This is a genomic window from Kitasatospora sp. NPDC002543 (assembly GCF_053594915.1).
The window spans coordinates 23,987-36,286 of the sequence record NZ_JBSFWR010000089.1; the positions used below are offsets into that span (position 1 = coordinate 23,987).

Annotated in this window: 9 protein-coding genes; 3 read left to right on the plus strand and 6 right to left on the minus strand. The window is 74.9% G+C overall.

The genetic code is table 11. From position 1 onward, the window contains the following. The first annotated feature begins 234 nt into the window (after window positions 1–234). The gene (locus ACWD4P_RS29245) at window positions 235–2,538 is read left to right on the plus strand and encodes a glycosyl hydrolase family 18 protein (protein WP_449781689.1); all 2,304 of its coding nucleotides are present in this window, start codon (window positions 235–237) and stop codon (window positions 2,536–2,538) included. Window positions 2,539–2,694: 156 nt separating this feature from the next. Here ACWD4P_RS29245 and ACWD4P_RS29250 read toward each other — a convergent pair whose 3' ends face one another. Then, entirely contained in the window at window positions 2,695–3,867 is a 1,173-nt protein-coding gene (locus ACWD4P_RS29250) for a geranylgeranyl reductase family protein (protein WP_449781695.1), read from the minus strand. Between the two features lie 364 nt (window positions 3,868–4,231). Between ACWD4P_RS29250 and ACWD4P_RS29255 the strand changes: the two genes are divergently transcribed. Then, window positions 4,232–5,596 (plus strand): M20/M25/M40 family metallo-hydrolase, encoded by a 1,365-nt coding sequence (locus ACWD4P_RS29255; protein ID WP_449781690.1) that lies wholly within the window; start codon window positions 4,232–4,234, stop codon window positions 5,594–5,596. On the opposite strand, the gene ACWD4P_RS29260 is transcribed toward ACWD4P_RS29255, so the two are convergent. Further along, complete coding sequence (locus ACWD4P_RS29260) at window positions 5,572–6,444, minus strand: DUF4184 family protein (RefSeq protein ID WP_449781691.1); 873 nt, start codon at window positions 6,442–6,444, stop codon at window positions 5,572–5,574. The genes ACWD4P_RS29255 and ACWD4P_RS29260 overlap by 25 nt on opposite strands. A 127-nt stretch (window positions 6,445–6,571) precedes the next feature. Beyond that, complete coding sequence (locus ACWD4P_RS29265; protein ID WP_449781692.1) at window positions 6,572–7,639, minus strand: NUDIX domain-containing protein; 1,068 nt, start codon at window positions 7,637–7,639, stop codon at window positions 6,572–6,574. A 442-nt stretch (window positions 7,640–8,081) separates the two neighbouring features. Between ACWD4P_RS29265 and ACWD4P_RS29270 the strand changes: the two genes are divergently transcribed. Continuing rightward, window positions 8,082–8,996 (plus strand): PfkB family carbohydrate kinase, encoded by a 915-nt coding sequence (locus ACWD4P_RS29270; protein ID WP_449781693.1) that lies wholly within the window; start codon window positions 8,082–8,084, stop codon window positions 8,994–8,996. Window positions 8,997–9,125: 129 nt separating this feature from the next. Here ACWD4P_RS29270 and ACWD4P_RS29275 read toward each other — a convergent pair whose 3' ends face one another. From ACWD4P_RS29275 to ACWD4P_RS29285, 3 genes are all read right to left on the minus strand, one after another. Beyond that, entirely contained in the window at window positions 9,126–9,998 is an 873-nt protein-coding gene (locus tag ACWD4P_RS29275) for a C40 family peptidase (protein ID WP_449781694.1), read from the minus strand. Between the two features lie 298 nt (window positions 9,999–10,296). Continuing rightward, on the minus strand, window positions 10,297–11,718 hold the full coding sequence (locus ACWD4P_RS29280) for an acyl-CoA synthetase (protein ID WP_359831772.1): 1,422 nt from the start codon (window positions 11,716–11,718) through the stop codon (window positions 10,297–10,299). A gap of 300 nt (window positions 11,719–12,018) precedes the next feature. Continuing rightward, a partial coding sequence (locus ACWD4P_RS29285; protein ID WP_355269736.1) for an electron transfer flavoprotein subunit alpha/FixB family protein occupies window positions 12,019–12,300 on the minus strand: 282 nt, incomplete at its 5' end.

The following is a 12,300-nucleotide window of genomic DNA, read 5'->3' on the forward strand; positions in this document are numbered from 1 at the left end:
AGCGGACGGAAACAGGCAGGGGACGGCGAGGAACGCCGGGAAGCAGCGGAGACCGGCACGGGTCGACGGGGCCCACCGGGAGCAACTCCCAAGTGGTACAGACCTGTTGACGCATTGGTCCAGTCCTCCTACAGTTCCCATGCCTCGCCTCCCCACGGCGCAGGCATCGATCGCCTACGGATCAACCAAGGTTCTACGTCACCCTGTTCAACCCCCACAGCCACAGGGAGAACCATGTCCGCTCGATCCCGGGCCGGGCGCCCGCGCGTGCGCAGCAGACTGCTCGCACTGCTCTCCGTCCTGCTCCTTCCGCTCGCCGCGCTCACCGCGCTGGCCACCCCGGCGAACGCCGCCGGGAAGCTCACCGCCACCTTCACCACGGCCGACAACGGCTCCTGGTGGCAGGGCACCTACATCGTCCACAACGACAACGCGACCGCGGTGAGCGGCTGGAGCCTGGAGTTCGACCTCCCGGCCGGCGTCACCATCGGCAACACCTACAACGGCACCGCCACCGTCAACGGCCGGCACGTCACCGCCACGGCGGCGTTCTACAACTCCACCGTCAACGCGCACGGCACCACCGAGCCGTACAGCTTCTGGTTCGTGGGCAACGGCCCGGTCTCCACCCCGCTCAACTGCCGCATCAACGGCGACAAGTGCGACGGCTCCGCGGACGTCCCGCCGTCCGCGCCGGGCACCCCGACCGTTGCCGAGTCCACCGCGCACACGCTCGCCCTGAACTGGCCGGCCGCCACCGGCGGGGACTTCCCGGTCACCTCCTACGACGTGCTGAGCGGCAGCACCGTGCTCGCCTCCAGCCCGTCCACCAGCGCGCTGGTCAGCGGCCTCACCCCGGCGACCTCGTACACCCTGACCGTCCGCGCCAAGGACAGCCGCGGCAACACCGGCCCGCTCAGCCCGTCCGTCACGGCGTCCACCTTCGACCCGTCCACCGACACCTCACCGCCCACCGCACCGGGCAACCTCCGGGCCACGGCGGTCGGTTCGACGGACGTGACGCTCGCGTGGAACGCCGCCACCGACAACGTCCGGGTCGCCGCGTACGACGTCTACCAGGGCGGCACCCTGGTGGCCACGGTCACCGGCGGCACGCTCGGCGCGACCGTCGGCAGCCTCTCGCCGTCCACCGCCTACACGTTCACCGTGAAGGCCCGGGACGCCGCCGACAACGCCTCCCCCGCCTCCGCCCCGCTCGCCGTGACCACCTCGGACCTGGTGGGCGCCGGGAAGTACGCCCGGGTCGGCTACTTCGTCCAGTGGGGCATCTACGGCCGCCAGTACTTCGTCAAGAACCTGGACACCTCGGGCGCCGCCGCCAAGCTGGACGTCATCAACTACGCCTTCGAGAACATCGATCCGGTGAACCTGACCTGCATGGCGGGCGTCACCAAGGGCACCACCGGCAACCCCGAGGACCCGGACCAGGGCACCGGCGCCGGTGACGCCGACGCGGACTACGGCCGGCCGATGAGCGCCGACCAGTCGGTGGACGGCGTGGCCGACGACGGCTGGGGCAAACTCCGCGGCAACCTCAACCAGTTGAAGAAGCTCAAGGCCAAGTACCCGAACCTGAAGGTGGTCGTCTCGCTCGGCGGCTGGACCTACTCCAAGTACTTCTCCGACGTCGCCGCCACCGACGCGTCCCGCCAGAAGTTCGTCAAGTCCTGCGTCGACACCTGGATCAAGGGCAACCTGCCCGCCTACAACGGCGCCGGAGGCGACGGCGTGGCCGCCGGCATCTTCGACGGCTTCGACATCGACTGGGAGTGGCCCGGCTCCGGCGACGGCCACCCGGGCAACCACTGGAGCCCCGCCGACAAGGGCAACCTGACCCTGCTGATGGCCGAATTCCGCAAGCAGCTCGACGCGTTGGGCGGCTCGCACAAGCTGCTCACCGCCTTCACCCCGGCCGACCCGGCGAAGGTCACCGCCGGCTGGGACCTCTCGAAGATCTTCACCTCGATGGACATCGCCAACGTCCAGGGCTACGACTTCCACGGCTCGGGCAGCGACAACTCCTGGGAGCCGAACCGCACCGGCCACGCCTCCAACCTCTACCAGGACCCGAACGACCCCTACCCCAACCACTTCAGCATCGACGCGGCCGTCCAGACCTACCTGAACGCCGGGGTCAACCCGCGCAAGCTGACCATCGGCTTCCCGTTCTACGGGCGCGGCTGGCAGAGCGTCGCGGACGGCGGCGCGAACGGCGCCTGGCAGTCGGCGAACGGCGCCGCACCGGGCCAGTTCAGCGACGAGGCCGGTACCCGCGGGTACAACAACCTGATCACCAGCCTCTCCAACCTGAAGGTCTACCACGACCCCAAGTCCGTCGCGACGTACGGCTACACGGGAGCCGGCGGGCAGTGGTGGACCTTCGACGACGCCTGGTCGATCGCGCAGAAGACCGCCTACCTCAAGTCGAAGAACCTGCTCGGCGGCATGATCTGGGAGATGTCCGGCGACACCCCGTCCGGCACCCTGATGTCCGCGCTGGACACCGGGCTCAAGTAGTCCGCCCGGCCCCCGTCCGGGCTCGGGCCAGGACCCCGCCCGGCCCGGGCGGCCGGCCGGTTGACCGGTTGACCAGCCGACCACGGACGTCGGGGCCGGCGCCCCTCCCCGCAGTGGGGAGGGGCGCCGGCCCGCGCCACGTCGGCCGTGCGGCCGCTACCGCGAGGCCATCGCCATCAGCCGCCGCGCGGCCCGGTGCTGTCGCAGCACCTGGGAGAAGGAGGTGTGCCCCTGGGTGGTCCGGGCGAAGGCCCGCCAGGCGGCGGGCACCAGGCAGACCGCCGCGTGGAACAGGTACGGCCGCCGCTCGAAGGCGTCCAGCAGCTGCTTGCCCGCGCGCATCTCCACGCCCAGCCCGGCCTTGACCGCGAACGCGTAGTTCAGCGCCTCGCGCCGCACCGCCGCCGCGCTGCCCGCCTCGGCGACCTTCACCGCCCACTCGCCGGCCAGCCGGCCGGAGCGCAGCGCGTACGAGATCCCCTCGCGGGTCCACGGCTCCAGCAGCCCGGCCGCGTCCCCGGCGACCAGCACCCGGCCGCGGGAGAGCGGCGAGTCCTCGGTCCGGCAGCGGGTCAGGTGCCCGGACTCGACCCGGGGGGTGAAACCGGACAGGCCGAGCCGGCGGATGTAGTCGGCGAGGTACTGCTTGGTCCGCTCGCCGTCGCCGCGCGCCGAGATGACGCCGACGGTCAGGCTGCTGGTCTCGGTCTTCGGGAACACCCAGCCGTAACTGCCGGGCAGCGGGCCCCAGTCGAGGTGGATCCGGCCCGCCCAGTCGGCGGCGACCTGCGCCGGCACCGGGATCTCCGCCTCCAGGCCGAGGTCGATCTGGTCGAAGGTGACGCCGACGTGCCGGCCGATCCGGCTCGCGCTGCCGTCCGCGCCGACCACCGCGCGGGCCTCGAAGGTGCGCCCGTCGGCCGCCGTGACCACGGCCGTCCGGTGCTCGCCGCCGCGCTGCTCGACACCGGTGACGGTCACTCCGGTGACCAGCACCGCCCCGGCCTGCTTGGCCGCCTGCACCAGGCGCAGGTCGAACTCGTCCCGGTTGACCAGGCCGAACAGCATCCGCTTGGACCGCTGCGTGCGGGTGTACTTCCCGTCGTAGGCGAAGGTCACGGCGTGCACCCGGTCCTGCAGCGGCAGCCGGAAGTCCGGCGGCAGGCTGTCCCGGGAGGGGCCGATGATGCCGCCGCCGCAGGTCTTGTACCGGGGGTGTTCGGCCTTGTCGAGCAGCAGCACCCGGCGGCCCTGGGCCGCGGCGGCGTGCGCGGCCGAGGAGCCCGCGGGGCCGGCGCCGACCACCACGACGTCCCAGACGCCGTCCAGCGGGGCGGCCGCGTCGTCGGTCGGACCGTCCTCGGCCGGGCTGTCGAGCGGGCTGCGGGAATCGGAGCTTCCGGAGTCAGTCACGTCGAGCAATCCTATGCGTCCGGCCGCACCGGTCGAGCGCGCCGCCCCTCACCGGAACCACCCCGTTACCCGCGCCGCCCCGTCCCCCGCACCGACCCGTTACCCGCGCCGCCCCGTCCCCCGCACCGACCCGTCACCCGCACCGCCCGGCCTCCCCGGGTCCGCCCGGGGGCGGCACACCCTCGGAGTCCCCTGTTCCGCTCCGCCTATGATCGGCACTACCGCAACCCGTCTCCTCCGCCCGCACCACCCCTGGGCGGACCGCCCCCTCGGAGCCCCGATGTCACAGCCCCTGGCCGACGCCGTCCGGTCCCTGATGGACCGTGCCCGCACCGATCTCGCCGAGCTGGTCGCCTTCCCGTCGGTCGCCGACCCCCGTCAGTTCCCGGTCGAGGAGTGCGAGAAGGCCGCACGCTGGGTCGCCGACGCCTTCGCCGCCGAGGGCCTGACCGGCATCCGGCTGCTGGACACCCCGGACGGCACCCAGTCCGTCTACGGCGAGCTGCCCGGCCCCGAGGGCGCGCCGACCGTGCTGCTCTACTCGCACTACGACGTCCAGCCGCCGCTGGACGAGGACGGCTGGCACAGCCCCGCCTTCGAGCTGACCGAGCGCGACGGCCGCTGGTACGGTCGCGGCGCCGCCGACTGCAAGGGCAACATCCTGATGCACCTGACGGCGCTGCGGGCGCTGCGTCAGGTCCACGGCGACGCCTACCCGGTCGGCCTGAAGATCATCGTCGAGGGCTCCGAGGAGCAGGGCACCGGCGGTCTGGAGCGCTACGCCGAGGCCCACCCCGAGCTGCTCGCCGCCGACGCCATCGTCATCGGCGACACCGGCAACTTCGCCCCCGGCCTGCCCACCGTGACCGCCTCGCTGCGCGGCATGACGGTCGTCGAGGCCACGGTCAGCACGCTGGCCGGCAACCTCCACTCCGGGGCCTTCGGCGGCGCCGCCCCGGACGCGCTGCAGTCCCTGGTCCGGATGCTGGCCTCGCTGCACGACGAGAACGGCGACGTCGCGGTGGCCGGTCTGACCACCGACCAGGCCTGGGAGGGCGTGCAGTACCCGGAGGAGCAGTTCCGCGCCGACGCCAAGGTGCTCGACGGCGTCGCCCTGACCGGCACCGGCACCATCGCGGACCGCCTCTGGGCCCGCCCGTCGGTCACCGTCCTCGGCATCGACGCCCCGCCGGTGATCGGCGCCACCTCCTCCGTCCAGGCCACCGCCAAGGCCCTGATCAGCCTGCGCGTCGCACCGGGCACGGACGCCCTGGCCGCCCAGGACGCGCTGATCGCCCACCTGGAGGCGCAGGTCCCGCTCGGCGCCCGGCTCACCGTCGAGCGCCAGGGCAACGGCGCTCCGTTCCGCGCCGACACCAGCGGCCCGGCGTACGAGGCGATGGGCGAGGCGATGGCCGAGGCCTTCGGCACCCCGATGGTCGCCTCCGGCGAGGGCGGCTCGATCCCGCTCTGCAACACGCTGCGCTCGCTCTACCCGCAGGCCGAGATCGTGTTGATCGGCGTCGAGGAGCCGACCACCCAGATCCACGCGGTCAACGAGAGCGTCGACCCGCAGGAGCTGGAGCGGATGGCCCTCACCGAGGCGCTGTTCCTCCGCCGCTACGCCGAACTGCGCTCCGTCTGACGGTCGTTCGGAGCGACGTCCCGAAGGGTCTCCCGAGGGGCCTCCGGCCGCCCGCCGCGCAACCGGCGGGCGGCCGCCAGCACCGCCGCGTACCCGACCGCGCCCGCCACCAGCCCGGCACCGGCGCCGAAGCAGACCTCCGGCACCAGGTTCCGCCGCAGCGGGCCGAGCCGGTGCAGCACCCCGGCGACGGTGGGCGCGCCCAGCGCCGCGACGGCGGCCCGCCGGCCTCGCGGCGAGAGCCGCACGGCCGGCCGCACGGGCTCGACGGCCCGCACCGCACCCGCCGCCCGACCGCCCAGCACCACCAGGGCGAGCGCCGAACTGCCGTACTGCAGCGCCTCGTACAGCGGGACCCCGGCCACCGACCGGTCCAGTACGGGCAGCAGCCGCGTACCCAGCCGGCCTCCGTGGGTGAAGGCGTCCCAACCCACGTGGGTGGCCGCTCCGATCGCCGCCGAGGCCGCGAACCACGCCGCACCGCCGACCGCGGCGCCGACCGCACCGGCGTCTCCGGGGCCCCGGGTGCCGCCGGCCCGCCGGGCGGTCAGCGCCTCGGCGCCGCCCGCCCAGCGCTCGGGCAGCAGCGCCACCACCGGCGCGCGCAGCAGTCCGTGCCAGCCGGCCACCAGGGCCCCGGCGATCGCCACGTCCAGTGTCGGCACCGCCCACCAGCGGTGTGTCAGCCCGCCGTGGCCGTACACCCCGGGCAGCAGGGACTCGGCGAAGAACGGCACGTCCGGTGCCATCGACCCGGCGACCAGTGCCGACGCCACCAGGGGCCCGCGCGCGCCCGCGGCACGCAGCAGGGGCAGGACGGCGGCGGGATGGCTCAGTGTGAACGGCATGCCTCCATCCTCCCGCCCGGGGCGGCGGTGCCGCGCACCCGGGCGGCCGCTCGCGAACCGGGCGCCGGCCCACCGCCGCCCTTCCGCCGCCCTTCCGCCGCCCCGGCCCCCGCGCCCGGACCGCCCGCTACGCCGCGTCCGCCGTGCTCGCCAGCCCGACGGCCACCCGGCTCCCCGCCTCCAGGTACCGCAGTTCGCCGCTCCGCCGCGCGTCCAGCGCGGCCGCCAGCCGCCGGTAGCGCCCCGGGGGCAGCAGCTCCCCGGCCTCGTCCAGGGTGACGAAGCGCCAGCTGCGCAGCTCCTCCTGCTGGAGCAGCAGATCCTGCCGGCCCCGCGCGTCCAGCAGGCCGCCGTCGTACATCAGTCTCAGGCCGCCGCGGCGCGGGCCGGTGCGCGGCTCCCAGTCGACGGCGAGCAGGCGCAGCGCGGACGGGTCCAGGCGCAGGCCCAGTTCCTCGGCGGTCTCGCGCAGGGCGGCGTCGGTGGGGGCCTCGCCGCGTTCGACCACGCCGCCGGGGAAGTCCCAGTCGGGTTTGTAGACCGGGTCGACCAGCAGGACGCGGTCCTGCTCGTCGAAGAACAGGACGGCGGAGGCCACGGTGTCCCCGGTCGGGTCCGGGCTCTGGACGATCGGGCAGCGGGCGGCGCCGACCCGGACCAGTTCGGCGATCCGGTGCGCGGTCTCCCGGGGGGAGAGCGCGCCGGTGTCGATCATCCGGGCGTCCCCGACCAGCCAACGGCGGGCGGCGCGGTAGCGGGGCAGGTGTTCGAGGCACCAGGCGCGGACCCGCTCGCTGCCCTCCGGATCGCCCGGGCACTCGTCGCGTCGGGCTATGCGGTCGCGCAGGATCGTTTCTTCAGGGTCCAGGACGAAGTGGTGCACCGCGATCCCGTGCGAGGCCAGGTCGCCGAAGATCTCGTCCCGGTAGTCCTCCCTGAGCAGGGTCATCGGGACCACCAGCGGGCCCCCGACCTCGCCGAGCAGCGCCGCGGCCGTCTCGGGGACGAGCCGGCGCCAGGCCGCCAGGTCCTGGAAGTCGGACACCGTCGCCAGCCGGTCGGCCGGGAGCATCCGGCGCAGACCGAAGCCCACCAGCTCGGGATCGAAGAGCACGCTCCCGGGCAGCAGTTCCACCAGCTCGCGGCAGGCGCTCGTCTTGCCCGCCCCGAATGTGCCATTGACCCAGACGATCACAACGTCCCCTGCCCTCGACTTCCCCCGATGCCGTTCGCACCGGGCAGCGCCCCCGTCGGTCGAACCAGCGCCACCCGTGGTGGTACCCGCGCCACGCCGCTCCCCATGCCTCCCCGGCGCGCCCGCCCGCACGCCCGGGACTGACCCGTGACAGCGGCATGTGCCCAGGTCAGGGGCGCACGCAAGGAAACATGCAGACCGGTCTGCATCAAAATTGCACCCCTTCCCCACCACTGGGGCACAGGCAGCCCATGGGTCGCATGGCCTCACCCGCCCCACGCTCCCGCTCCGCACCCATCCGGCTCCGTGCCCCGCGTGCACGCCTCGCGCCCGGCTCCCCCTCGACCGTCGCGCGCCCCGGGCCCGCCCACCGACACCTGCCCGGCACCCGACACCGCCCGCCTCCTTGCCCCGCCCCCGCCCCAGCGCGTACAGAGGAACGATGAAGCTGCTCCCCGCCGGTCGGGTCGTCGTCATCGGCTCGGTCAACACCGACCGCATCCTGCGCTGCCCGGCGCTCCCCTCCCCCGGCGAGACCGTCCTCGCCACCGTCGCCGACCGCGGCTTCGGCGGGAAGGGGGCGAACCAGGCGGTGGCGGCGGCCCGGATGGGGGCCGCGACGCATCTGGTCGCCAAGGTCGGGCGGGACGCCGAGGGCGCGGCGGCGCGCGCCGACCTGCAGGGCGCGCAGGTCGAGACGGGCGCCCTGCTCACCCACCCGGACGCCCCCACCGGGCAGGCGATCGTCATGGTCGACCCCTCCGGCGAGAACAGCATCGTCGTCGTCCCCGGTGCCAACACCCACCTCACCCCGGAGGAGGTCACCGCCGCGCTCCTCCGCCTCCGGCTGCTCCCCGTCGACGTGGTCCTCACCAGCAACGAGGTCCCCGCGGAGTGCATCCGCGCGACCGCCGCCGCGCTGCCCGCCGCGGGCCCCTCGGGCGCAACCCGCTGGCTGCACAACACCGCCCCCGCCGGCACCCTGCCGGAGGCCGGCCCCACCGGGCGCCGCCCACTGGTCGTCGCGAACGCCGTCGAGGCCCGCCAGCTGACCGGCTCCGACGACGTCGCCGAGGCCGCCCGGCTGCTGGCCGCACGCGCCGAGGGCGCCGTGGTCACCCTCGGTGGAGAGGGCGCGCTGGTCGTCGTGGACGGGACGTCGGCGCGGCTGCCCGCCCCGGCCGTCCGGGTGGTCGACACCACCGGGGCCGGCGACGCCTTCTGCGGCGCCCTCGCCGCCGCGCTCGCCCGCGGGGCCGCGCTGCCCGACGCGGCCGCCACCGCCGTCGCCGCCGGGGCCTTCGCCGTCACCGGCCTCGGCGCCCGCGGCGCCCTGCCCCGCCCGGCGGACCTCTGACCACGCGTCGGGAGCCACCGGCCGCCCACGCAAAGCCCACGCAAGCCCACGCAAGCCCGCGCGACGCCCGCGCGACGCCCGCCGGGGGCACCGGGCGGTCCCGGCGCCCCCGGCGGACGGGCGGCTCCGCTACGGGCGCCCCATGAACGACGGGTAGTAGCCGCTGCTGATCCCCGAGGTCCGGACGTTCGTCCCGGGCCGCGCGGCCTCGACGTACCTGTTGTCACCCAGGTAGATCGCCACGTGCTGGATGCCCCGGGTCGTCCCGTCCGGCGACCAGAACAGCAGGTCGCCGCGGCGCAGCTGGCTCGCGGTCACCGGCGTGGTCGCCGCGTACTGGTCGTTGGCCACGCGCGGCAGGGAGATGCCGCCGCGCCGGAAGGACTGCTGCACCAGGCCCGAGCAGTCGTAGCCGTCCGGCCCGTTGCCGGCCCGCCGGAACGGTACGCCCAGCTGGGAGAGGGCGAACTGCACGGCGGTCTCCACGTCCCGGTCCTCGGCGACCGAGTCGTCGACGTAGCCGGACCCCCCGGACTCCGGCCAGGACGGACCGTTGCCGGTGCGGTCCAGGTAGACGTCGTAGTGCGAGGTCCAGCGCCACTCGCCCTTGCTGTTGCGGAACCAGTACCGGGAACCGTCCCAGCCCTCCTGGATCCCGCCGGAGGACCTGGTCGAGGCCTTGGCGGCGGACGCGGAGCCCCCGCCGGTGCGGGCCGCGTACACGCTGTAGTGCGAGGTCCAGCGCCACTGCCCCTGGCTGTTCTTGAACCAGTACCGGGAGCCGTCCCACCCGGCGTGGGCCGGGGCGGACTCGGCGGCCGCGGGGACGACGCCGGTGCCGAGGCCGATCACGCCCGTCCCGGTCGCGATCACGGCCACCATGCCTATCCCCCGACGGAGCCTCGCGGTGCGGGACGGACGGGAGGGGCGGACGGCGGCAGCGTGCTGCTGCCCGGTCGGTTCGCCGGCGGCCTCCGGCGCGCCGGTGTTGACGGTGGTCATCGTGCTGACTTCCTTCACTGCTGCGGGCCGCTGCGGATTGCAGCGGTTGCTGTGACCGGCCAGGACTGGCCGTGCTTGCCGGCAGATCCCCCGCCCGGCACGCCGCGGCTTCCGGTCCTGCGACCGGAAGCCGCGGCGTGTCGCCCAGGGGTTCGGTTCTGCCCGCGTGTCACGTTAGGCACGCGTCCGCTCACCGCGCGCAGTGGAGTGCGCCAATGGAAGGGTCACCGGTGGTGAGCACCGACGGCGCATCAGGGTGAACACCCGTCATCGATGGAGGGCGTCCGACGCCCCCTCATCAGCGACCGCCGGCCTCCGTCAGCAGCTGCTTCTTCAGCACCTTCCCCATGGCGTTCCTGGGCAGTTCGGGCACCAGGACGACCCGGCGCGGCCGCTTGTGCACCGAGAGCCGCTCCGCCACGAAGGCCGTCAGCTGGTCCCCCGTCACGGCACCGTCCGGAATGACGTACGCAACGATCGCCTGTCCGAGGTCCTCGTCCGGCACGCCGACCACCGCCGCATCGGCGACCGCCGGGTGGTCGCGCAGCGCGGCCTCCACCTCGCCCGCGCCGATCCGGTAGCCGCCGCTCTTGATCAGGTCCACCGAGGCGCGGCCGACGATCCGGTGGAAGCCGTCCGGCCCGATCACCGCGACGTCGCCGGTGCGGAACCAGCCGTCCGCCGTCCAGGCCTCGGCGTCCGCGTCCGGCCGGTTGAGGTAGCCGCTGAACAGCGTCGGGCCGCAGACCTGGAGCTCCCCGACGCTCTCCCCGTCGGCGGGCACCGGCGAGCCGTCCTCGCCGACCAGCCGGGTGCGGACCCCGTCCACCGGCAGCCCGACGCTGCCGGGGCGCCGCTCGCCGTCCGCCCGGGTGCTCACGGTGATCAGCGACTCGGTCATCCCGTAGCGCTCGATCGGGGCGTGCCCGGTGAGCGCCGCCAGCTTCTCGAACACCGGGACGGGCAGCGGCGCGCTGCCGGAGACCAGCAGCCGGGCCGGCGCTAGCCGGGCCGCCGCCCGCGGATCCGCCGCCAGCCGGGACCAGACGGTGGGGACCCCGAAGTACAGGCTGCCGCCCGCCGCCGCGTACCCCTCCGGGGTGGGCCGGCCGGTGTGCACCAGTCCGCTGCCGGTCCGCAGGGCGCCGAGCACGCCGAGCAGCAGCCCGTGCACGTGGAACAGCGGCAGGCCGTGCACGAGGGTGTCCTCGGCGGTCCACTGCCAGGCGGCGGCGAGCGCGTCCAGGTCGGCGGCGATCGCCTCGCGCCGGATCACCACGCCCTTGGGCGCGCCGGTGGTGCCCGAGGTGTAGAGCACGAAGCCGGTCGACCCGGCGGCCGGCTCGGCGTGGGTGGCGGCGGAGCGCTGCGCCGGGTCGACCGGCAGCCCCGCCACCGGGACGTCCCGGGGCAGCGTCTCCCCGGCCGCGTGCGCGAGCAGTGCCGCGCCCGAGTCGCGCAGGATGTGCTCCCGCTCCTTGGGCCCCGAGTCGGGCGGCAGCGGCACCACCGGGACACCGGCCAGCAGGCCGCCGACCACGGCGGTGACGGTCTCGAGGGTGGGGCGGGCGAGCACCGCGAGCGCCGGGGCGCCGGCCACCCGGTCGGCGACGGCGGTCGCCGCGCCCAGCAGGTCCTCCCGGGAGAGCGCCCGACCGTCGATCCGCAGCGCGTCCGCCGCGTCGCCGAAACCGCCCTGAAGTGCCGTCAGCAGTGCCATGCCACCGTCCTCGCCTCGTCCCACACCACCGCGCCGCGCCCGTGCGCCACGCGCTCGCGGCGCGCGTCCGCCTCGCGTCACGCGCCGGCGCCGACTCTACGGGCCGCCGCCCCGCCCGCCGCGCGCCGGGGACGCCCGGTCCGGGCACGCCGCACCCGGGGAACGACCCGCGCCGCGGCCGGCGGCGGGGCACCGGGAGCGCCGGGCGACGGTGGGAGGACGAAGGGCGCGGGGACCGTACGACGACGGAGGGCGCGGCACCGGTCACCCGGCACCGCGCCCTCCGCTGTCGCGCGGGGATCAGGCCTTGCGGGCCTTCACCTCGGCGGTGAGCTGCGGCAGCACCTGGAAGAGGTCGCCGACCACGCCGTAGTCGACCAGTTCGAAGATCGGGGCCTCGGGGTCCTTGTTGACGGCCACGATGGTCTTCGAGGTCTGCATGCCGGCCCGGTGCTGGATGGCGCCCGAGATGCCCGCCGCGATGTAGAGCTGCGGGGAGACCTGCTTGCCGGTCTGGCCGACCTGGCTGCTGTGCGGGTACCAGCCGGCGTCCACGGCGGCGCGCGAGGCACCGACGGCCGC

Bases quoted from the DNA above. Each gene is read 5' to 3' on its own strand.
- ACWD4P_RS29245 (WP_449781689.1), top strand. From the start codon at position 235: ATGTCCGCTCGATCCCGGGCCGGGCGCCCGCGCGTGCGCAGCAGACTG.
- ACWD4P_RS29270 (WP_449781693.1), top strand. From the start codon at position 8,082: ATGAAGCTGCTCCCCGCCGGTCGGGTCGTCGTCATCGGCTCGGTCAAC.
- ACWD4P_RS29255 (WP_449781690.1), top strand. From the start codon at position 4,232: ATGTCACAGCCCCTGGCCGACGCCGTCCGGTCCCTGATGGACCGTGCC.
- ACWD4P_RS29275 (WP_449781694.1), bottom strand. From the start codon at position 9,998: ATGACCACCGTCAACACCGGCGCGCCGGAGGCCGCCGGCGAACCGACC.
- ACWD4P_RS29260 (WP_449781691.1), bottom strand. From the start codon at position 6,444: ATGCCGTTCACACTGAGCCATCCCGCCGCCGTCCTGCCCCTGCTGCGT.
- ACWD4P_RS29280 (WP_359831772.1), bottom strand. From the start codon at position 11,718: ATGGCACTGCTGACGGCACTTCAGGGCGGTTTCGGCGACGCGGCGGAC.